Source organism: Streptomyces sp. CT34 (assembly GCF_000805335.1).
In the GTDB taxonomy this organism is placed as follows: Bacteria; Actinomycetota; Actinomycetes; order Streptomycetales; family Streptomycetaceae; genus Streptomyces.
Genome location: NZ_KN708638.1, coordinates 4661021 through 4680609, shown reverse-complemented (window position 1 = coordinate 4680609; position 19589 = coordinate 4661021). Strand labels below are relative to the sequence as shown.

General features: G+C 70.1%; 20 protein-coding genes. 5 read left to right on the top strand and 15 right to left on the bottom strand.

Annotated elements, in window-relative coordinates:
* Positions 1 to 15: 15 nt before the first annotated feature.
* Positions 16 to 1185, bottom strand: a complete 1170-nt coding sequence (locus RZ84_RS20485) for an SPFH domain-containing protein (RefSeq protein WP_241777784.1) — start codon at positions 1183 to 1185, stop codon at positions 16 to 18.
* Positions 1186 to 1601: 416 nt separating this feature from the next.
* A complete protein-coding gene (locus tag RZ84_RS20480) occupies positions 1602 to 1796 on the bottom strand; it encodes a hypothetical protein (RefSeq protein ID WP_043265512.1) in 195 nt (64 codons plus the stop codon).
* A 116-nt stretch (positions 1797 to 1912) separates the two neighbouring features.
* Between RZ84_RS20480 and RZ84_RS20475 the strand changes: the two genes are divergently transcribed.
* Together RZ84_RS20475 and RZ84_RS20470 are read left to right on the top strand one after the other, a co-directional pair.
* Positions 1913 to 2767, top strand: coding sequence for a helix-turn-helix domain-containing protein (locus RZ84_RS20475; RefSeq protein ID WP_043265511.1), 855 nt, complete (start codon positions 1913 to 1915; stop codon positions 2765 to 2767).
* Entirely contained in the window at positions 2745 to 3044 is a 300-nt protein-coding gene (locus RZ84_RS20470; protein WP_043265510.1) for a DUF397 domain-containing protein, read from the top strand. The genes RZ84_RS20475 and RZ84_RS20470 overlap by 23 nt, the downstream gene beginning before the upstream one ends.
* A gap of 79 nt (positions 3045 to 3123) precedes the next feature.
* Here the strand turns inward: RZ84_RS20470 and RZ84_RS20465 are convergent, their stop codons facing one another.
* Positions 3124 to 4665, bottom strand: coding sequence for an MDR family MFS transporter (locus RZ84_RS20465; protein WP_043270386.1), 1542 nt, complete (start codon positions 4663 to 4665; stop codon positions 3124 to 3126).
* Between the two features lie 268 nt (positions 4666 to 4933).
* Here RZ84_RS20465 and RZ84_RS20460 point away from each other — a divergent pair, with 268 nt between their 5' ends.
* A complete protein-coding gene (locus RZ84_RS20460; RefSeq protein ID WP_043265509.1) occupies positions 4934 to 5548 on the top strand; it encodes a TetR/AcrR family transcriptional regulator in 615 nt (204 codons plus the stop codon).
* On the opposite strand, the gene RZ84_RS20455 is transcribed toward RZ84_RS20460, so the two are convergent.
* On the bottom strand, positions 5530 to 6240 hold the full coding sequence (locus RZ84_RS20455; protein WP_052230053.1) for a M23 family metallopeptidase: 711 nt from the start codon (positions 6238 to 6240) through the stop codon (positions 5530 to 5532). The genes RZ84_RS20460 and RZ84_RS20455 overlap by 19 nt on opposite strands.
* Before the next feature lie 732 nt (positions 6241 to 6972).
* Between RZ84_RS20455 and RZ84_RS42505 the strand changes: the two genes are divergently transcribed.
* Positions 6973 to 7140 carry a hypothetical protein gene (locus tag RZ84_RS42505; protein ID WP_157878868.1) on the top strand — a complete coding sequence of 56 codons (168 nt, stop codon included), beginning with the start codon at positions 6973 to 6975 and terminating at the stop codon, positions 7138 to 7140.
* Positions 7141 to 7327: 187 nt separating this feature from the next.
* Here the strand turns inward: RZ84_RS42505 and RZ84_RS20450 are convergent, their stop codons facing one another.
* Positions 7328 to 9853, bottom strand: a complete 2526-nt coding sequence (locus RZ84_RS20450) for an ATP-dependent Clp protease ATP-binding subunit (protein ID WP_043265508.1) — start codon at positions 9851 to 9853, stop codon at positions 7328 to 7330.
* A gap of 496 nt (positions 9854 to 10349) precedes the next feature.
* Between RZ84_RS20450 and RZ84_RS41455 the strand changes: the two genes are divergently transcribed.
* Positions 10350 to 11030, top strand: coding sequence for an SCO3374 family protein (locus RZ84_RS41455; protein WP_078894007.1), 681 nt, complete (start codon positions 10350 to 10352; stop codon positions 11028 to 11030).
* On the opposite strand, the gene RZ84_RS20445 is transcribed toward RZ84_RS41455, so the two are convergent.
* The 10 genes from RZ84_RS20445 to RZ84_RS20400 all read right to left on the bottom strand — a co-directional run.
* Positions 10961 to 11293, bottom strand: coding sequence for a histone-like nucleoid-structuring protein Lsr2 (locus RZ84_RS20445; RefSeq protein WP_043265507.1), 333 nt, complete (start codon positions 11291 to 11293; stop codon positions 10961 to 10963). The genes RZ84_RS41455 and RZ84_RS20445 overlap by 70 nt on opposite strands.
* A 157-nt stretch (positions 11294 to 11450) precedes the next feature.
* A complete protein-coding gene (locus tag RZ84_RS20440) occupies positions 11451 to 11969 on the bottom strand; it encodes an amino-acid N-acetyltransferase (protein ID WP_043265506.1) in 519 nt (172 codons plus the stop codon).
* Between the two features lie 9 nt (positions 11970 to 11978).
* Entirely contained in the window at positions 11979 to 12461 is a 483-nt protein-coding gene (locus RZ84_RS20435; protein ID WP_078894005.1) for a BlaI/MecI/CopY family transcriptional regulator, read from the bottom strand.
* A 135-nt stretch (positions 12462 to 12596) separates the two neighbouring features.
* Complete coding sequence (locus RZ84_RS20430) at positions 12597 to 12776, bottom strand: hypothetical protein (RefSeq protein ID WP_043265504.1); 180 nt, start codon at positions 12774 to 12776, stop codon at positions 12597 to 12599.
* 59 nt (positions 12777 to 12835) lie between these two features.
* On the bottom strand, positions 12836 to 13558 hold the full coding sequence (locus RZ84_RS20425; RefSeq protein WP_241777783.1) for a hypothetical protein: 723 nt from the start codon (positions 13556 to 13558) through the stop codon (positions 12836 to 12838).
* Between the two features lie 112 nt (positions 13559 to 13670).
* Positions 13671 to 14468 (bottom strand): type III pantothenate kinase, encoded by a 798-nt coding sequence (locus RZ84_RS20420; protein ID WP_043265502.1) that lies wholly within the window; start codon positions 14466 to 14468, stop codon positions 13671 to 13673.
* Between the two features lie 5 nt (positions 14469 to 14473).
* A complete protein-coding gene (gene nadC / locus RZ84_RS20415) occupies positions 14474 to 15553 on the bottom strand; it encodes a carboxylating nicotinate-nucleotide diphosphorylase (protein ID WP_043265501.1) in 1080 nt (359 codons plus the stop codon).
* A complete protein-coding gene (locus tag RZ84_RS20410; RefSeq protein WP_043265500.1) occupies positions 15550 to 17367 on the bottom strand; it encodes an L-aspartate oxidase in 1818 nt (605 codons plus the stop codon). Before RZ84_RS20410 ends, nadC begins: the two co-directional genes overlap by 4 nt.
* Positions 17364 to 18569 carry a pantoate--beta-alanine ligase gene (gene panC / locus RZ84_RS20405; RefSeq protein WP_052230052.1) on the bottom strand — a complete coding sequence of 402 codons (1206 nt, stop codon included), beginning with the start codon at positions 18567 to 18569 and terminating at the stop codon, positions 17364 to 17366. Before panC ends, RZ84_RS20410 begins: the two co-directional genes overlap by 4 nt.
* A partial coding sequence (locus RZ84_RS20400) for a Rossmann-like and DUF2520 domain-containing protein (RefSeq protein ID WP_241777782.1) occupies positions 18566 to 19589 on the bottom strand: 1024 nt, incomplete at its 5' end. The genes RZ84_RS20400 and panC, both read right to left, overlap by 4 nt.

The window sequence follows — 19589 nt, the reverse complement described above, 5'->3', positions numbered from 1 at the left end:
GCTCCTGGGGGTCGGTTACGCCTGCGGCGGCAGCGGGGGCGGAGTGGCACGGAAGTGCTGGGCGAGTTCCGGCACGTTCTCCACCGGCTGCCAGCCCGCCATCCCGTCCCGCCAGACGAGCATCCCGGCCCGTACCGCTCCCGAGCTGATGTGCCCGGTGAACGTCGCGTGGTCGTACGGACCCTGCTGCTGCCCGTCCACCGCGACGTGCCACTGGTACTGCTGCTGACCCGGCAGCGGCGGCGGCACGGCCCCACCCCCCGGAGCCGGCGCGGCCGGCGAGTAGGACTGCTGCTGGCCCGGCTGGACCTGCTGCCCCGGCTGCCCCTGCTGCTGCGGCGTCGCGAACGCCTGCGCCATCTGCTGCCCCGCGGCCATACCGAGGCCCAGGCCCACGCCCTCCCCGGCGCCGCCCGGGTTGTTCGCCGCGTCCCGCACCGCGTCCGCCGCCTGCATGCGCGCGTAGTTGTCGAGGTTCCCGATGATGCCCATCCGGCTCCGGGCGTCGATGGCCTGCTCGACCTCGGGCGGCAGCGAGATGTTCTCGATGACGAACTTCGGGATCGAGATGCCGTGCGACGCCGCCAGCTCGTCGGTCAGCATCTTGCCCAGCCGGTCGCCCAGCTCGGACTGGCGCGCGGCCAGGTCGAGCATCGGAATGCCCGAACTCCCCAGCAGCGTACCGAGCTTGCCGACGATCAGCTGCCGGAAGTACTCCTCGACCTCCTCGGTGCGGAACATCGGGTCGGTGCCGGCCAGCTCGGTCAGCAGCTTCGCCGGGTCGGTCACCCGCGCCGCGTAGCCGCCGAACGCCCGCAGCCGCACCATGCCGAACTCCGGGTCCCGCACCGTGACCGGGTTCTGCGTGCCCCACTTCATGTCCGTGAACTGCCGGGTGGTGACGAAGTAGACCTCCGCCTTGAACGGCGAGTGGAAGCCGTACTTCCAGCCCTGCAGCGTCGACAGGATCGGCAGGTTGCCGGTCTGGAGCTCGTACATGCCCGGCGCGAAGACATCCGCGATCCGGCCCATGTTGACGAAGACCGCCACCTGCGACTCGCGCACGATGAGCTTGGCGCCCATCTTGATCTCGTTCTCGTAGCGCGGGAAACGCCAGACGATCGTGTCCCGGCTGTCGTCCGTCCATTCGAGGATGTCGATGAACTCGCCGCGTACACGGTCCATGAAGCCCACGAGAAGTCCCCCCGTTCATCCGGGCTGATCCAGCCGAGCCTGGGGTGGCGGCGGCGGAGTCCCTTCGCTTATACGTCCGAGCCATAGTAGGGCCGCGGCCCGGAGGCGCGGCGTGGGGGCTCAGTCGGCCCCCGCCGCCTCGCACCAGACCGTCTTACCCAGCCTTCCCCGACGTACGCCCCGGCGGAGCGCAACGGCAAGGGCGACCGGGCAGCCACCGCCCGCACCGAGACGGCGCGGCACTCGGCAACGGCGCAGGGTCGGAGGGGATGTACCGGAGTGCGCCCGCAGGACCTGGAGCGAACGCCGGGGTATTCCTCATCCACATACCAGATGCGCCCGCGCCGAGGACGTACTTCGGTGCAGCCCCTCCGACCCCCACCCACGGCGCTCAGCCGTCCCTGCCGTCACCGCCCCACCGCCTTGTACAGCACCTCGGCGAGCTTCCGGGCCGTGGCCATATTGCAGTTGCCCAGCGCGACCAGCGGAGGCGGGTAATCCCCCGCGAACGAGGGCATATCGACGCCGAGCGAAGGCAGCGTGATCCCATTCGCCTTCAGCGCGCCCTTGAGCCCTTCGGCGCATTCGTGCACGTCTTCCATGGCCGTTCACCTTCCAGTGCGCATTGTGATGAATCGCTCACAGACTGGCGTCGCGCGCCGTACTTTGGAAGGGAATCGGGCTTTCGTGCCCAACTGACAAGCGGTGGTGGTGAGTCGTGTCTCCCCGTAAGAATCCGGACCCGTCGGCGAGCGTCCCGTGCTTCTACGGCGCCGAGTTGCGCTACCTGCGGGAAAGCGCGGGCCTCACCCTCGACCAGTTAGTGGAGGGCAGCTTCCGCGGAGCACCGCTGCTCAGCCGAATCGAGCGTGGCGAACTGGGCATGCCGATGGATCTTGCGGTCCACGTCGACAAGAAGCTCAAGACGGGCGGCTTCTTCGAGCGGCACTGCGAGAAAGTGCAACAGGCACGCCGCTCCGGCCTCGCCACATACTTCGCGGACGTCGCAGAGATGGAGGTACGCGCGACGACGATCGAAGAGTGGGCACCCGGCGTCATTCCTGGCCTTTTGCAGACCGAAGCCTATGTCCGGCGACTCGCGCAGACGGGAAAGCCCTGGTTGAAGGCCAAGGAAGTCGAAAGGCACGTCGGCGCACGAATGGCGCGCGCCGACTTCTGGAAGTGCGACGGCCACGCCTATTACTGGGGCATCCTGCAAGAGTCGCTCATCCGTCGACCGACTCTGCCACCCGAACAGATGGCTGACCAGCTAGACCACATCGCCGCAGTGATCCGGAGCAGCGAGAGCGTTCTCCAGCTCTTGCCCGAAGCTGCGGCAACAGGCCCCATCATGATGGGCGATCTGCGAGTCATGACCTTTCCCGATGCACCCGTCGTCGCCTACACCGAGAACGCCCACAGTGGCCAAGTCATCGACTTTCCACCGCTCGTGACGGAGTATCGGAGGTCGTACGATCTACTGAGGGCCGCCGCACTGTCTCCCGAGGCGTCCCTGGCCATGGTCGAAGAAGCGGCAAGGGGCTATCGACATGAAGCGCAGCAACAGGATTGACCTGAGCACTGCCACTTGGCGCAAGAGCAGCTACAGCAATGCCGACGGCGGTAACTGCATTGAGGTGTCGGACGACTTCCTCGGCGCTGCCACCTGGCGCAAGAGCAGCTACAGCAATCCCGACGGGGCCAACTGCATCGAGGTGTCCGACAACCTCCCCGACGTCGTCCCCGTCCGCGACAGCAAGAACCCGCACGGCCCCGCGCTCGTGTTCCCGGCCGCCGGCTGGGCGGGGTTCGTCGCCGCCGTGAAGAGCAGCGAACTCCCCACCTTCTGAAGTCCGTTCAGCCCTTCAACACCGCGGCCCCGGCGTACGTGACGTACGTACACCGGGGCCGCTTGCGGTAGGCGCGCCCTCAGACGGCGTCGACGACCACCGCCCGCTCCGCAGGAGCACCCGCACCCGCATCCGCATCCGCCGCGGCCCCCGCCTTCGCGGCAGGGCCACCCCGCAGCGGCACCTCCTTCAGGAACCACGCCGCGACGAAGCCGATGACGCTGATGGCCGCGCCCCACAGGAACACATGGTGCGTACCGGAGGCCACCGCATGGGCGTACGCGTCCTTGACCGGCGCCGGGAGCTTGGCCAGGCCCTTCGGGTCCATCTGGGCGCCGCCGGTGGTCATCTTCTGCGCGGCCTTGCCGAGGCGGGCGACCATCGTCGACTGGACCTCGTTGGTGAAGATCGCGCCGAGGATCGCGACGCCGAAGGAGCCGCCGATGGTGCGGAACAGGGTGGCGGACGAGGAGCCGACGCCCATGTCCTTCATCTCCACGCTGTTCTGCGCGATCAGCATCGTGGTCTGCATCAGGCAGCCCATACCGGCGCCGAGCACCGCCATGTACGCACCGGACGTGAAGCGGGTGGTGCCGGTGTCCATCAGGGCGAGCAGCGCCAAGCCGGCGGTGATCAGCGCGCCGCCGAGGGTCACGAAGATCTTGTACCGGCCGGTCTGGGTGGTGACCCGGCCCGCGATGAGCGAGACCACCATCATCGACAGCAGCATCGGGAGCAGCAGCAGACCGGAGTTGGTGGCCGAGGCGCCCTGTACGGACTGCTGGAACAGCGGCAGGAACGTCATCGAGCCGAACATCACGAAGCCGACCAGGAAGCCGATGACCGTGACCAGCGAGAAGTTGCCGTTGCTGAAGATGTGCAGCGGCAGGACCGGGTCACTGACCTTGCGCTCGACGAAGAGGAAGGCGATCAGCGCGACGACGCCGAGGACGCCCAGACCCACGATCTGGCCGGAGAGCCAGGCGTACTGGGTGCCGCCCCAGGTGGTGATCAGCACGAGCGAGGTGATGCCGATCGTGAGCAGCGCGGCGCCGGCGTAGTCGATCCGGGTGCGCGAGCGCTTCTTCGGGAGGTGCAGCACCGCGGTGACCATGATCAGCGCGATCGCACCGAGCGGCAGGTTGATGTAGAAGCTCCAGCGCCAGCCGAGGTGGTCGGTGATCGTGCCGCCGACGAGCGGCCCGCCGATCATCGCGATGGCCATGACGCCGGCCATCATGCCCTGGTACTTGCCGCGTTCCCGGGGCGGGATCAGGTCGCCGATGATGGCCATGACGCCGACCATCAGGCCGCCGGCGCCCAGTCCCTGGACGGCGCGGAAGCCGATCAGCTGGTTCATGTCCTGCGCCATGCCGGACAGCGCGGAGCCGATCAGGAAGAGCACGATGGACGTGAGGAAGACGCCCTTGCGCCCGTACATGTCGCCGAGCTTGCCCCAGATCGGCGTCGATGCGGCCGTGGCCAGCGTGTAGGCGGTGACCACCCAGGACAGGTGCGCCAGCCCGCCCAGTTCACCGACGATCGTCGGCATCGCGGTGCCGACGATCATGTTGTCCAGCATCGCGAGGAGCATCGCGATCATCAGCGCGAAGAGCACCATCCGTACGCCGGCGGGCTTTCTGCCCGTGCTCTGCTCCGGTATGTCCCCCGTCGGGGCCGCGGTCCGCGACATCCCCATCACTTCCCCATCTTTCTTACTTACTTGCCGCCCGGCTAGTTCGGTACGGTACGTAAGATAGAGAAGCCACTAGCCGGGCGTCAAGTAAGTTTTCGAGGCCCGGCGGATAGCGCCTGACCAGCGGGGCAGTGTCTGCTGGACGGGCAGGCCGTCAGCCGGAACGACACCGCAGTCACCGCAGGAGAGCACCATGGGCACACCGCACCCGCGCAAGGGGAACACCCGTCAGCGCATTCAGGACGTCGCTCTGGAGCTGTTCGCGGAACAGGGCTACGAGAAGACCTCGCTGCGCGAGATCGCCGAGCGGCTGGAGGTCACCAAGGCGGCGCTCTACTACCACTTCAAGACCAAGGAAGACATCATCATCAGCCTCTTCGAGGACCTGTGCGGGCCCATCGACGAGCTGATCACCTGGGCCGAGGGGCAGCCGCGCACCCTGGAGACCAAGCAGGAGCTGATCCGCCGCTACAGCGAGTCGCTGCGCTCCTCCGAGGCCCTTTTCCGTTTCATGCAGGAAAACCAGGCCACCGTGCGGGACCTCACCATCGGCGAGCGCTTCAAGGAGCGGATGCTGACGCTCTACGGGCTGCTCAAGGAGCCCGACGCGGAGCTGGTGGATCAAGTGCGCTGCATCACGGCGCTGTTCTCGATGCATGCGGGCATGTTCGCGATGCAGGACGTGGTGGGCGACCCCGAGGAGAAGCGCGAGGCCATCCTCAGGGTCGCCACCGAACTGGTCACGGCGGCAAACCCGCCGAGCCGCCGGCCAGTCCGGCCGGATTCAGCTCAGACGGCGTCGCCGTGAGCCCGCAGGAATCCGGTCGGTTCGATGCCCGACCCGTAGTTGGGGCCGGTGCGGACCTCGAAGTGCAGGTGGGGACCGGTTGAGTTGCCGGTGCTCCCGGAAAGACCGATCTGCTGGCCGGTGTCGACCTGCTGGCCGACCTGGACCTCGATCTTCGAGAGGTGCGCGTACTGGGTGTACATGCCGTCGTCGTGCTTGATCACGATCGCGTTGCCGTAGGCCGGACCGTCGCCGCCGCCCCACGGACCGGCCTTGACGACGGTGCCCTTGTGCACGGCGTGGACCTGGGTGCCGGTCGGCACGACGAAGTCCTGACCGCTGTGCTTGTGCGCCCAGTGGCTGCCTGCGATGCCGAAGGGCTCTCCGAGGACGTACTTCTCGACCGGCTTCACCCAGGCGTTGGCCTTCTTCGCCGCGTCCACCTTGGCCTTCGCCGCGGCTGCCTTGGCATCGGCGACGGCCTTGGCCTGCGCTTCGGCCTGGGCGCTGACGGCCGAGCCGGTAGCGGCGGTCAGATGCAGCAGCCCGCCGTCCGCGGCGGAGGCGACCCCGGCGCCCAGCGCGGCGGCCATACCGGCACCGGCGGCCACCACGGCCACCCGATTGCGCAGCGCCGACTTCGCGGCCTTGGTGGCCGACTTCGCGACCTCGGTGGACTTCCGGGAATTACGTATCGCGGCAAACTTCGACATGCGGGTTTTCTCTCCAGGGAAAGTGAAGGGGTGTTTTCCCGGCTGCGGTCCGGGAGCGCCATCCCTTGGTAACCCGCGTTCGCCATGACGCCAAGGGGCCCTTTCTACTATCGGAGTCCGTATTCGGGGCTGCCGATCAACGGTGCGGAACCGCCTCCGCCGAGGCGCGCACAAAACACCCCAAACCGACCCGACCGCCCTCCCCACAATGGCCTCTGACCTGGAATTTCTCCATACGCGACCCGAGCGCGCCACGCTCGACGAACCCCCGCTCCGGCACCCCTCCCCACCGGAATCCGACCCCCCGGAACCACCCCGCCCCCATTCCCCTAACACCCCTAGTAGGCCCCAAATCCATGTGCCTCAAGTCACCAGCGAAAAGGGATTCACTGTGACCCGCATTACGCGAAATCCGCCGCGAATGTGACCTGGGTTACCCAATTCCGCCCGACGGTTTCCCGTTCACTGCATTCCCGAAAACACCTGACCGCCACCGGCCCACCGCCCCAACCCGATCCGGAGACGACAGACCCGACAGACACGGCCCCGCGTCAGCACGTCATCACGCCACCTCGTCAGCACGGCGCAGCGTCATCGCAGGAGGCGGGCGGACCGCACGTGGACCCGTCAGCACCCCGCCGCCGCGTCCCAGGGCCCGGCCTCCGCCGTCGTCCGCCGCCTCCTCCTGCGCAGCGGCCTGCGGCGCGAACCCGCCCCGGTTCCGTGGACTTCGTGCGCCGCACCTTGCAGGACTACCTGGGCGCCAGGGCCGTCATCGAGATCGAGGAGGGCGACTTCGGTCCGCTGGTGGACCATGCGGCGGACTCCCGGTGGAAGGACATCGTCCGCATGGCGGTGGCCCACGCCCTCGCGAACGGGCGGACCGGCTACGGGAGTTGATCGCCAAGGGCGACGGACCGGACGACCGGGCCGCGCGCCTGCGCGTCCACTTCCTCTCCGTCGTCTGCCGGAACCACGCGACGGAGCTGGACCTGGCGCTCCCCCGCCCCGCACGTGAGAGAGCCCTCCAACGCAAAGCCGCCCCGGAACCGTGGAATGGTTCCGGGGCGGCTGCGTGGGTCGGGGACTACGCGTCCTTGCTCAGGTTCGGGCCCGAGCCACCCGCCGCGGACTCCACCGGCGGGGCGCTCGGCACCGCCGACTTCTCCTCGCCGCGGAAGGTGAACTTGGCGGTCTCGCCCTCGCCCTCGACGTCGACCACCACGATGTGGCCGGGACGCAGCTCGCTGAAGAGGATCTTCTCCGAGAGGGCGTCCTCGATCTCGCGCTGGATCGTGCGGCGCAGCGGACGGGCGCCGAGCACCGGGTCGTACCCGCGCTTGGCCAGCAGCGACTTGGCCTCGCTGCTGAGCTCGATGCCCATGTCGCGGTCCTTCAGCCGCTCGTCCACCTTGGCGATCATGAGGTCGACGATCTGGATGATGTCGTCCTCGGTGAGCTGGTGGAAGACGACGGTGTCGTCGACACGGTTGAGGAACTCGGGGCGGAAGTGCTGCTTGAGCTCTTCGTTGACCTTGTTCTTCATCCGCTCGTAGCCGGTCCTGACGTCGCCCTGGGCGGCGAAGCCCAGGTTGAAGCCCTTGGAGATGTCCCGGGTGCCGAGGTTGGTGGTCATGATGATGACCGTGTTCTTGAAGTCCACGACCCGGCCCTGGGAGTCGGTCAGGCGACCGTCCTCCAGGATCTGCAGCAGCGAGTTGAAGATGTCCGGGTGGGCCTTCTCGACCTCGTCGAAGAGGACCACCGAGAACGGCTTGCGGCGGACCTTCTCGGTCAGCTGGCCGCCCTCTTCGTAGCCCACGTAGCCGGGAGGCGAACCGAAGAGCCGGGAGACGGTGTGCTTCTCGCTGAACTCCGACATGTCGAGGGAGATCAGCGCGTCCTCGTCGCCGAAGAGGAACTCGGCGAGCGTCTTGGACAGCTCGGTCTTACCGACACCGGACGGGCCGGCGAAGATGAACGAGCCACCGGGACGCTTGGGGTCCTTCAGGCCGGCACGCGTACGGCGGATGGCCTGGGAGAGCGCCTTGATGGCGTCCTTCTGGCCGATGACGCGCTTGTGCAGCTCGTCTTCCATCCGCAGCAGGCGCGAGGACTCCTCCTCGGTGAGCTTGAAGACCGGGATGCCCGTGGCCGTGGCCAGGACCTCGGCGATCAGCTCCTCGTCCACCTCGGCGACGACGTCCATGTCGCCGGCCTTCCACTCCTTCTCCCGCTTCGCCTTCGCGGCCAGGAGCTGCTTCTCCTTGTCGCGCAGGCCGGCGGCCATCTCGAAGTCCTGCGAGTCGATCGCGGACTCCTTCTCGCGGCGCACGTCGGCGATCTTCTCGTCGAACTCGCGCAGGTCCGGCGGCGCGGTCATCCGGCGGATCCGCATCCGGGAGCCGGCCTCGTCGATCAGGTCGATCGCCTTGTCCGGCAGGAAGCGGTCGGAGATGTAGCGGTCGGCGAGGGTGGCCGCGGCGACCAGCGCGGAGTCCGTGATGGACACCCGGTGGTGCGCCTCGTAGCGGTCCCGCAGGCCCTTGAGGATCTCGATGGTGTGCGGCAGTGACGGCTCGGCGACCTGGATCGGCTGGAAGCGGCGCTCCAGGGCCGCGTCCTTCTCCAGGTGCTTGCGGTACTCGTCCAGCGTCGTCGCACCGATGGTCTGGAGCTCGCCGCGCGCCAGCATCGGCTTGAGGATGCTCGCGGCGTCGATGGCGCCCTCGGCGGCGCCCGCACCGACCAGGGTGTGCAGCTCGTCGATGAACAGGATGATGTCGCCGCGGGTGCGGATCTCCTTGAGGACCTTCTTCAGGCGCTCTTCGAAGTCACCGCGGTAGCGCGAGCCGGCGACCAGCGCGCCCAGGTCGAGGGTGTAGAGGTGCTTGTCCTTGAGGGTCTCGGGCACCTCGCCCTTGACGATGGCCTGCGCCAGGCCCTCGACGACGGCGGTCTTGCCTACGCCGGGCTCGCCGATGAGGACCGGGTTGTTCTTCGTACGGCGGGACAGCACCTGCATGACCCGCTCGATTTCCTTCTCGCGCCCGATGACCGGGTCGAGCTTGGTCTCCCGGGCGGCCTGCGTGAGGTTGCGGCCGAACTGGTCCAGGACGAGCGAGGTCGAGGGCGTGCCCTCGGCCGGGCCGCCCGCGGTGGCGGCTTCCTTGCCCTGGTAGCCGGACAGCAGCTGGATGACCTGCTGCCGGACCCGGTTGAGATCGGCGCCCAGCTTCACGAGGACCTGGGCGGCGACGCCCTCGCCCTCGCGGATCAGGCCGAGCAGGATGTGCTCGGTGCCGATGTAGTTGTGGCCGAGCTGGAGGGCCTCGCGGAGCGACAGCTCCAGGACCTTCTTGGCACGGGGAGTGAAGGGAATGTGGCCGGACGGGGCCTGCTGGCCCTGGCCGATGATCTCCTCCACCTGCTGGCGGACCGCCTCAAGCGAAATGCCGAGGCTCTCCAGGGCCTTAGCGGCGACACCCTCACCCTCGTGGATCAGACCCAGGAGGATGTGTTCGGTGCCGATGTAGTTGTGGTTGAGCATCCGGGCTTCTTCCTGAGCCAGGACGACAACCCGCCGCGCACGGTCGGTGAACCTCTCGAACATCGTTAATCGCTCCTCAGAGCGGTCAGGCAGTTAGGGGTCGGTCCCCTCCCTGTCCTTCCGCATGCTAGTCCCGCAGGGCGGGACAGCTCATTCCAACTGCCGACACCCGTCCGGATCACCCCGCTCCGACGGGGAAATTTACTGCCGAACAGCTGACATCTGCTCCAACTCGATGGTGCGAGACGATGTTCCCGCAGGCCAGGCATATACGCCCACCGCCACTACGCCCGTGGCGAACGCGGGCCTGGCCGACACGCCGTCGGCCGCCGGCCGGAGACCGCGGCGAACCGCTTGAGCGCCGGTCACAGCGTCTCTTCCCACTGAGACTTTCTTACCCGCTGCCACTGACACTCCATGCGGCGCGGGCCTTTTCCATCCGCTACGGGCGAACATCCGCACACCACCGGACGCGCCCGCACTCCCCCTGGGTATATACGGAACGCGCCCTTACGTATACCCAACGTAACTTCCCGCGGTGCCGGGAGTTGCACCAGGCATGCCCCGCGCACTTCCGCGACCCCGCTCCCCCCTCTCCGCCGTCCGCCGGTGGTACGAGGAGGAAATGGGCTGGCCGACCACCGGCACGGAGCCGGTGGAACTCCTCACAGGGGCGCGCTTCGACGCCCTGGAGATGCCGGCCGACGCCGGAATCGCCGTGCTGCGGCGGCTGCCGCTCGCGGGGCCGGTCGCGTTCCTCAGGGGCGGACGCGGCGGGAAACACCTCGGGGATCGGCCGAAATTGCTCGTGCTCATCGCGGCCGGCGGCGCCGAGGAACTCCCGGGAATCCTGGAATGGCTGGAGTGGGGAGCACTCGCGGTGGATCTCACGGCACGTGGCGCCGGTGACCGGATGCCCGCGCCGTCGCTCCCCCCGGGGGGCCGGGTGTCAGGCGGATTCGGCGCGCGGGAGGCCGCGGGGTGGGTGCGGCCTCCCCGGCCTGGGTACGAGGTGGAGAATTCCCTGCCCACCACGGGGTTCGGGGCAGGAATCGGGGACGGTGGGGGCGCCCCCGACCTCGTACGGCTCGTGAGCGCGGCGGCGACCGAGTGCCACCGTGCCCGATTGGTACGTGCTCGTAATGCTCAATCGGATCGCGCGTGCGGCGATCAGGCGTTGGCCTTCTCGAATGCCTCGCGGATCTCGGCGGGGACACGGCCGCGGTCATTGACGTTGTAGCCGTTCTCCTTGGCCCAGGCACGGATCTTCGCCGTGTCAGGAGAGCCGGCGGAAGCGGCGCGGACCTTGCCGCGGCCCGCGGAACGGCCACCGGTCTTGCGGCCGGCCTTCACGAAGTCGGCGAGCGACTCGCGGAGCTTGTCGGCGTTGGCGTCCGAGAGGTCGATCTCGTAGGACTTACCGTCGAGCGCGAACGTCACGGTCTCGTGGGCCTCGCCGCCGTCGAGGTCGTCCACAAGAAGAACCTGAACCTTCTGTGCCACCGGGTTTCCCTTTCATCGAATGTGGATTACGACGGAAAGCAAACCGCTTTTCCGGGAAAAACACAAACCCTTGGGTAGGGTTCACTTGCCCAGTGAGCGGGGAACGCATGCTTCCGTAGCCATGAGATAGGGGAGCGATTCGGACATAGAACGCTGATCACAGGTGCAGAAGCATGCGACTGTTACCCAGGGTGTTGGGCTTCACTCGTTCGAGGCCGAGGAACTCCGCAACCCCCTCGTCATAGGAACGCAGCAGTTCGCTGTAGACATCACCGTCTACGGGAGTCTCGCCGATCTCCACGAAGCCGTGCTTGACGAAGAAGTCGACTTCGAAGGTGAGACAGAAAATTCGTCGCACTCCGAGCCACCTTGCGGTACGCAGCAGCTTGTCCAGGACTTGGTGGCCGACTCCGGATCCCTTCAGCTCCGGATCCACCGCCAGGGTGCGGACCTCTGCCAGGTCTTCCCACATGACGTGGAGTGCTCCGCAGCCGACGACCTCGGCGTCTTCGTCACGCTCGGCGACCCAGAACTCCTGGATGTCCTCATAAAGCGTGACGGTGGCTTTGTCGAGCAGGATCCCGTCGCTGGAGTAGGCGTCGATGAGGCGGCGTACGGCCGGGACATCGCTGGTCCGGGCACGGCGGACGGTGAGCCCTTTTGAATGCGCAGGCATGCCCGGACGCTATCGCCCCTTGCGCTCCGCACCCGCTCCGGGTTCATCTCCGTCGCCGGATGCCGGGCCGTCCACAGCTTGTGACTGTTCTTCGCGGGCGGGGGTCTGTTCTTCCTCTGCCGGGCCCGGATCGTCGACCTGCACCATCCGTACGGCATCGCGCAGAGCGTGCCGTTGTTCCGGCGACATCATGCCGAAGAACGCCACAAGAGCGGCAGCGGGGTTGTCACTGGCGGACCATGCTTCGTTCATCAGTGCGGCCGAGTAGGCGGCGCGAGTGGAGACCGCTTCATATCGATAGGCGCGGCCTTCCGCTTCGCGGCGCACCCAGCCCTTCTGATGGAGGTTGTCCAATACGGTCATGACCGTTGTGTAGGCGATCGACCGTTCCTTCTGGAGATCTTCCAGGACTTCTCGAACGGTGACCGGGCGGTTCCACTCCCAGACCCGCGTCATCACCGCGTCTTCCAGATCACCCAAGCGTCTCGGCACACAAGAAGAATAGTGGGAGATGTCGCGAATGCCGGTTGATCTCGTTGCGTTTGGCCCGGAAAAAGGAGGTACGGCCCGGGATGGTCAATCCCGGGCCGTACCGTGTGGACGGACCGCCGGAAATGGCGGTGCGGATCAGGCGCCGAAGGGCTTCGGCTTCTGCCCGGCGGCCTCGGCGCGGGCGAACGCCTCGTCGACCGCCGCGTCTTCCTTGGACTTGTTCTGGCCGCCCTGACTCCTGATCATCGTCACGATCAGACAGGTGAAGGCCACGGCCATCACGACGGGCGGCAGCAGCGCTGAGACGTAATCCATGGCATGGGCCTCCTTATAGGCGCGAGCCCGCGAAAGTACTCAGCCAGAGTACGCAGCGCTCATGCGGAACGGGCCTCGGGGGGCGGGGCGGGCTTCCGCCGCGGCGGGAACACCTCACCCGGGGTCGGGATGGGACGGTCCGGGCGCGGCGCCTTGGGTCTCGGTGAGGGTGCGGGTGCGGGGCGGGGCCGCTCCCGCTGCGGCTCGCGCCGCGGCTCCTGCTGGGGTTCTCGTTCGGGGCCGGGGCCGGAGTCCGGGCCCGGACGCGGCCGGGCACCGGAGCGACCGCCCGGGAGACCGTCCGGGGCGCCGCCCGAGCGCCCGCCCGGCAGCGCGCGCAGCCGCGCCCGCACGGAGTGCTCGGCCAGCCGTTCGCAGTGCCCCAGCAGGGCGCGGCGGCGTTTGCGCTCGGCGGCGCCGGTGGGCCGCGCCAGCAGGGAGCGCAGCGCCGCGAGGTCGTCGGGACCGGGGACGTGGCCGGCCGCCAGCGCCTCCTGGAGCCGCGTGAGGTAGCCGGTGGCGGCGCCGGGCAGGGCGGCGCGGTAGCGGGCGAGGTCGGCGAGGAGGAAGGCGCGCAGGCGGGCCCCTTCGCGGACCGCCTCGTCCACCGCCTCGGCCAGCCGCAGGTATTCCTGGACGTCCTGCGACCGGTCCGGGCCGAGGGCGTCCAGCGGGACGGTGTGGGACATCGACTGGAGGGCATGGGCGAGGGCGCGACGGAGCACACGCAACTCATCGGCGCCGAAGGCCATGCCGCCGCGGGATCCGTATGGCATTGGCATGCCGTGACTTTACGACCGATTCGGACAAAAGCCACTTAATTCGCATACGGTGGCGCGGCAGCGGGCCGCGCGGTCACACGCGCGCACCGGCCGGACCCGCCGCCGGGTCCCGCTACGTGCGGCCGACGTTCCGCTCGTACACCATCCGCAGGCCGATCAGGGTCAGCCACGGCTCGTGCTCGTCGATCACCGAGGACTCGCCGAGCACCATCGGCGCCAGCCCGCCGGTGGCGATCACGGTCACGTCCTCCGGGTCGTCCGCCAGCTCCCGGGCCATCCGGTGCACCACGCCGTCCACCTGGCCGGCGAAGCCGTAGAGGATGCCGGACTGCATCGCCTCGACGGTGTTCTTGCCGATGACGCTGCGCGGCCGGGCCAGCTCGATCTTGCGGAGCTGGGCGCCCTTGACGCCCAGCGCGTCCACGGAGATCTCGATACCCGGCGCGATCACCCCGCCCACGTACTCGCCGCGCGCGCTGACCGCGTCGAAGGTGGTGGCGGTACCGAAGTCGACGACCACCGCGGGGCCGCCGTACAGCTCGACGGCCGCCAGCGCGTTGATGATCCGGTCGGCGCCGACCTCCTTGGGGTTGTCCATGAGGACCGGCACGCCGGTCTTGACGCCCGGCTCCACGAGGACGGCCGGCACGTCCCCGTAGTAGCGCCGGGTCACCTCGCGCAGCTCGTGCAGCACGGACGGCACGGTCGAGCAGATGGAGATGCCCTCGATGCCGTCGCCCAGGTCGTCGCCGAGCAGCGGGTGCATGCCCATCAGGCCCTGGAGGAGCACGGCCAGTTCGTCGGCGGTGCGGCGGGCGTCGGTGGAGATCCGCCAGTGCTCGACGATCTCCTCGCCGTCGAAGAGCCCCAGGACGGTGTGCGTGTTGCCTACGTCGATGGTCAGCAGCATGGTGGTCAGCGGTCCTCGTGATCGCGTGCGTCGGCGCCCTCGTCGGCGTTCCCGCCGTCGCTCTCGCGCAGGTCCAGGCCGATGTCGAGGACCGGCGCGGAGTGCGTAAGCGCGCCCACCGCCAGGAAGTCGACGCCGGTCTCCGCGTACGCGCGGGCGTTGGCGAGGGTGAGCCGGCCGGAGGATTCCAGGATCGCGCGGCCGGCGACCAGGTCGACGGCCTCCTTGGTCTGCTCCGGCGTGAAGTTGTCCAGCAGGATCAGGTCGGCGCCCTCGGCGAGGATCGGCGGGATCTGGTCGAGCCGGTCCACCTCCACCTCGATCGGCACACCGGGGAACTCGGTCCGTACGGCGGTGAACGCGGCGGCGACACCGCCCGCCGCGACGACGTGGTTGTCCTTGATCAGCGCCGCGTCCGACAGCGACATGCGGTGGTTGACGCCGCCGCCGCAGCGCACCGCGAACTTCTCCAGGGCGCGCAGGCCCGGCGTCGTCTTACGGGTGTCGCGGACCTTCGTCCCGGTGCCTTCGAGGACGTCCGCCCACTGCCGGGTCACGGTCGCGATACCGGACATCCGGCCCAGCAGGTTCAGCGCGCTGCGCTCGGCGGTGAGCAGGTCGCGGGTGCGGGTGGTGACCGACAGCAGCTTCTGCCCGGGGGTGACCCGGTCGCCGTCCGCCACGTGCCGCTCGACCTCGAACTCGTCGGTGCAGACGATGGACAGCACCGACTCGGCGACCCGCAGCCCGGCGACCGTACCGGCCTGCCGGGCCGTGAAGTCCCCGGTGGCGACGGCGTCTTCGGGGACCGTCGCCACGGTGGTGACGTCCACGCCCTGGTCGAGGTCCTCCTCGATGGCCAGGTGCGCGATGTCCTCGACCTGTACGGGGTCGAGCCCGGCGGCCACCAGCAGCGCGGCCAGATCGGGGTCGAGCCCGCAGGTCAGCGGGTCGAGCTCGTAACCGGAGTCGTCGCCGGCGCACCCGCAGGCGTCGCCGCAGCCGCCTGCGGCCGGGGCGACGGCTTCGGGCCGGCCGATCTGGAGGAGGGGAAGGCCGTCGGGGGTACCGGGGGTGCTGCTCACGGGGAGGGCTCCGTATCGGGGGTGGGGGCGGGCTGAGGGGTGGTGCCGGCGGTCGGCGGGAAGTCGGCGGTCGCCGTCGTGCGGATGTTCAGGGCGCGGTCCGCGCCGAGGGTGATGCGGAAGTGCCGGCGCCAGGAGGCATCGTCGCGCTCCGGGTGGTCCTCGCGCCAATGGCAGCCGCGGGTCTCCTCGCGGCGCTGCGCGGCGGCGACCAGAACCCGGGCGACACACAGCAGGTTGGTGGCCTCCCATGCCTCCACACCGGGCTCGGGGGCCTTGGCCGAGGCCGGCGGCGCGTCCGCTCCCCCGGCCCCACCGGGCGCCTGCGCCGCCAGGGCCGCCCCGGTCGCCTCGCGGTGCAGGCCGTCGAGGTCCGCGGCGGCGCGGGCCAGGCTCCCGGCGCTGCGCAGGACGCCGGCACCGGCGGTCATGATGCGCTGGACCGCGGCGCGGGTCTCGGGCGCCAGGAGGGGCAGCGCACGCGGCGCCCCGCGCTCCTCGGCGGCGGACGGGACCGGCTCCGGGACGCGACCCGCCGCCCCGTCGGAGGCGATGTCCGCGGCGATCCGCTCCGCGAACACCAGGCCCTCCAGAAGGGAGTTGGAGGCCAGGCGGTTGGCGCCGTGGACGCCGGTGCAGGCGACCTCACCGCACGCGTACAGGCCCGGGACGGTCGTCCGGCCGTGCAGGTCGGTACGGACGCCGCCGGAGGCGTAGTGCGCGGCCGGGGCGACCGGTATCGGCTCGGTGACCGGGTCGATGCCGTGGGCGCGGCAGGCGGCCAGGATCGTCGGGAAGCGGTGCTGCCACATCTCGGCGCCGAAGTGCCGGCCGTCCAAGTACATGTGCTCGACGCCCTGTTCCTGCGCCCGCCGCGTGATCGCCTTGGCCACGATGTCGCGCGGCGCCAGCTCGGCCAGCTCGTGCTGCCCCACCATGAACCGGGTGCCGGCCGCGTCGACCAGATGCGCGCCCTCGCCCCGTACGGCCTCCGAGATCAGCGGCTGCTGCCCCTCCGCTTCCGGCCCCAAATACAGGACGGTGGGGTGGAATTGGACGAATTCGAGATCCGAGACCTCGGCGCCGGCGCGCAGCGCCAGCGCCACCCCGTCGCCCGTGGAGACGGCCGGGTTGGTGGTCGCGGAGAAGACCTGCCCCATGCCCCCGGTGGCGAGCACCACCGCCGGGGCGTGCACCGCCCCGACACCGTCGTGCTGCCCCTCCCCCATGACGTGCAGGGTGACGCCGGCGGTACGGCCGTACGCGTCCGTCAGCAGGTCGAGGACCAGCGCGTTCTCGATGGTGCGCAGGCCCCCGGCCCGCACCGCCTCGACCAGCGCCCGGGAGATCTCCGCGCCGGTCGCGTCGCCGCCGGCGTGCGCGATCCGGCGGCGGTGGTGGCCGCCCTCCCTGGTGAGCGCGATCTCGTCGCTGCCGGGCGCGGTGTCGAAGCGGGCGCCCGCCCCGATCAGCCGGTGGACGGCGTCCGGGCCCTCGGTCACCAGCGCCCGCACGGCCGCCTCGTCACACAGCCCGGCGCCCGCGACGAGGGTGTCCGCCAGGTGCTGCTCGGGCGAATCGCCCTCCCCCAGGGCCGCGGCGATACCGCCCTGCGCCCAACGGGTGGAGCCGTCGTCGAGCCGGGCCTTGGTGACGACGACGGTCCGGTGGCCGGCGGCGGCGCAGCGCAGCGCCGCGGTCAGTCCGGCCACCCCGGAGCCCACCACGACGACGTCCGCCGTGATGGACCAGCCGGGGGCGGGGGCGGTGAGGCGTATGCCGGTGGGGCCGTTGCCGGTTCCGCTAGCGGTCATCGGGTCGCTCCCAGGGGGCCTTGGGGTGGGGTGGAGTTCGGGGACGATACGGGGGATGCCGGGGACTCCGGGGGTGCCGCGGCCGACTGTGGACCGGCCCCCGGACGCTCGGGGTGCTGCGCGGCCACGGGAGCGTCGGCCGGCGCCGCGCCCCCGGGGAACACCAGCCGGATGTTGTCGATCAGCCGCGTGGTGCCCACCTTGGCGGCGACCGCCAGGATCGCCTCGCCCTCGTAGCCGTCCGCGACCTCGGTGAAGTCCCGCGGGTCGACCAGGGCCACGTAATCGAGGCGGAGCGGCGGTTCGAGGTGGGCGGCGTCCGTCAGCACCGCGCGGGCCGCGGCGCGGGCCACGGACGGGCCGTGCGGCGGTCCGGACGCGGCGTAGGCGACGGCGTGCGCGTCGGCGGCGGCGCGGTCCTCCCCCAGGGCGGCCAGCGCCGCGGACCGGTCCTGCGTGGGGTGCCCGCTGGACGCGGCGCGGGCCCGCAGCGCCTCCTCGGCGGTGAGCCGGTCGCGGGCCGCGAAGAGCGCCGCGGAGAGCGCGAGCGCGGTGCGCCGCTCCGGGCCGGAGAGGTAGCGGTTGCGGCTGGAGCGGGCCAGCCCGTCGTCCTCCCGGACCGTGGGGACACCGACGATCTCGACGGGGAAATTGAGGTCGGCGGCCATCCGCCGGATGACCGCGAGCTGCTGGGCGTCCTTCTCCCCGAAGAACGCGACGTCCGGCGCGGTCAGATGCAGCAGTTTGGCGACGACGGTGAGGACGCCGTCGAAGTGCCCGGGGCGGCTGGCTCCTTCGAGGACGGTCCCCATGGGGCCCGCGCTGATCCGGATCTGCGGCTCGCCGCCCGGGTAGACCTCGTCGGCGGACGGCGCGAACACGGCGTCGGCGCCCGCCTCGCCGGCCAGGACGACATCGGCGTCCAGGGTGCGCGGGTAGCGGTCGAGGTCCTCGCCCGCACCGAACTGCAACGGGTTGACGAACACCGTGACCACGACCTGGCCCTCCGGTCCGACGCGCTCCCGGGCGGCCCGGACCAGGGCCGCGTGCCCGTCGTGCAACGCACCCATGGTCATGACAACAGCCCTCGCGCCGCTACGGCGGGGCAGCTCCCGCAGCGCCGCGGCGGTATGCACGAGCTGGGGCCCCGACGCCGGCTGCCGACCGGCTTCCGAGGACGGGCTGACGGGCGAGGAGGTCATGCGTCGCCTCCGGAGGTGCCGGGGTCGGGGGACTCGGGGGGCTCGGGGGGCTCGGGGGTGTTTGGGGTTTCTGGGGAGTCTGGAGGGTTCGGGGTTGCCGGCGTTTCCGGGGTCTTTGGGGATTCCGGAGTTGTTGGGGCTTCCGGAGTTCCTGGGGCTTCCGGAGTTTTTTGGTTCTCTGGAGTTTCTGGGGACTCGGGGGCGGGGGTCCCGTCCCCGAGGAGCCCATCGCCCTCGGGGCGCGCACCCCCCTCCCGGAACGCACTGCTGTCGGGGCGCGCACCCCCCTCCCGGAACGCGCCGCCCTCCGATGCCACGGCACCCTCGGACGCCGGCCCCGCGAGCACGTCCAGCAGTTCCTCGGCCAGTTCCGGCTTGAGCAGACCGCGGGCCAGCGCCCGGTCCGCGGTCGTACGGGCCATCGCCAGATACCCGGCGACGGCCTGCGGCGCATGCCGGCGCAACTCCGCCACATGGGCGGCGACGGTGCCCGCATCGCCCCGTGCGACCGGCCCCGTCAGGGCCGCGTCACCGGACCGCAGCGCATTGTCCAGGGCCGCACCGAGCAGCGGGCCGAGCATCCGGTCCGGGGCCTGGACACCGGCTTTCCGCAGCAGTTCCATCGACTGCGCGACGAGCGTGACCAGGTGGTTCGCTCCGATGGCCAGCGCCGCGTGATACAGCGGACGGGCCGACTCCGCGATCCACTCGGGCTCCCCGCCCATCTCGATGACCAGCGCCTCGGCCGCCATCCGCAGCTCCTCCGGCGCGGTCACCCCGAACGAGCAGCCGGCGAGCCGCTGGACGTCCACCGACGTGCCCGTGAACGTCATCGCCGGATGCAGCGCGAGCGGCAGCGCACCGGCCCGCGTGGCCGGATCCAGCACCGCCGTCCCGTAGCGCCCGGAGGTGTGCACCAGCAGCTGGCCCGGTCGCACGGCACCGGTCTCGGCGAGCCCGCTCACCAGCCCGGCCAGGGCGTCGTCGGGGACGGTCAGCAGCACGAGATCGGCACGGGCC

Excerpts from the sequence above, each read along its gene's own strand:
- RZ84_RS20485 (WP_241777784.1), bottom strand. The coding sequence starts at position 1,185 with ATGGACCGTGTACGCGGCGAGTTCATCGACATCCTCGAATGGACGGAC.
- RZ84_RS20480 (WP_043265512.1), bottom strand. The coding sequence starts at position 1,796 with ATGGAAGACGTGCACGAATGCGCCGAAGGGCTCAAGGGCGCGCTGAAG.
- RZ84_RS20470 (WP_043265510.1), top strand. The coding sequence starts at position 2,745 with ATGAAGCGCAGCAACAGGATTGACCTGAGCACTGCCACTTGGCGCAAG.
- RZ84_RS20465 (WP_043270386.1), bottom strand. The coding sequence starts at position 4,665 with ATGGTGCTCTTCGCGCTGATGATCGCGATGCTCCTCGCGATGCTGGAC.
- RZ84_RS20460 (WP_043265509.1), top strand. The coding sequence starts at position 4,934 with ATGGGCACACCGCACCCGCGCAAGGGGAACACCCGTCAGCGCATTCAG.
- RZ84_RS20455 (WP_052230053.1), bottom strand. The coding sequence starts at position 6,240 with ATGTCGAAGTTTGCCGCGATACGTAATTCCCGGAAGTCCACCGAGGTC.
- RZ84_RS20450 (WP_043265508.1), bottom strand. The coding sequence starts at position 9,853 with ATGTTCGAGAGGTTCACCGACCGTGCGCGGCGGGTTGTCGTCCTGGCT.
- RZ84_RS41455 (WP_078894007.1), top strand. The coding sequence starts at position 10,350 with ATGCCCCGCGCACTTCCGCGACCCCGCTCCCCCCTCTCCGCCGTCCGC.
- RZ84_RS20440 (WP_043265506.1), bottom strand. The coding sequence starts at position 11,969 with ATGCCTGCGCATTCAAAAGGGCTCACCGTCCGCCGTGCCCGGACCAGC.
- RZ84_RS20430 (WP_043265504.1), bottom strand. The coding sequence starts at position 12,776 with ATGGATTACGTCTCAGCGCTGCTGCCGCCCGTCGTGATGGCCGTGGCC.
- RZ84_RS20425 (WP_241777783.1), bottom strand. The coding sequence starts at position 13,558 with ATGCCAATGCCATACGGATCCCGCGGCGGCATGGCCTTCGGCGCCGAT.
- RZ84_RS20420 (WP_043265502.1), bottom strand. The coding sequence starts at position 14,468 with ATGCTGCTGACCATCGACGTAGGCAACACGCACACCGTCCTGGGGCTC.
- RZ84_RS20410 (WP_043265500.1), bottom strand. The coding sequence starts at position 17,367 with ATGACCGCTAGCGGAACCGGCAACGGCCCCACCGGCATACGCCTCACC.
- panC (WP_052230052.1), bottom strand. The coding sequence starts at position 18,569 with ATGACCTCCTCGCCCGTCAGCCCGTCCTCGGAAGCCGGTCGGCAGCCG.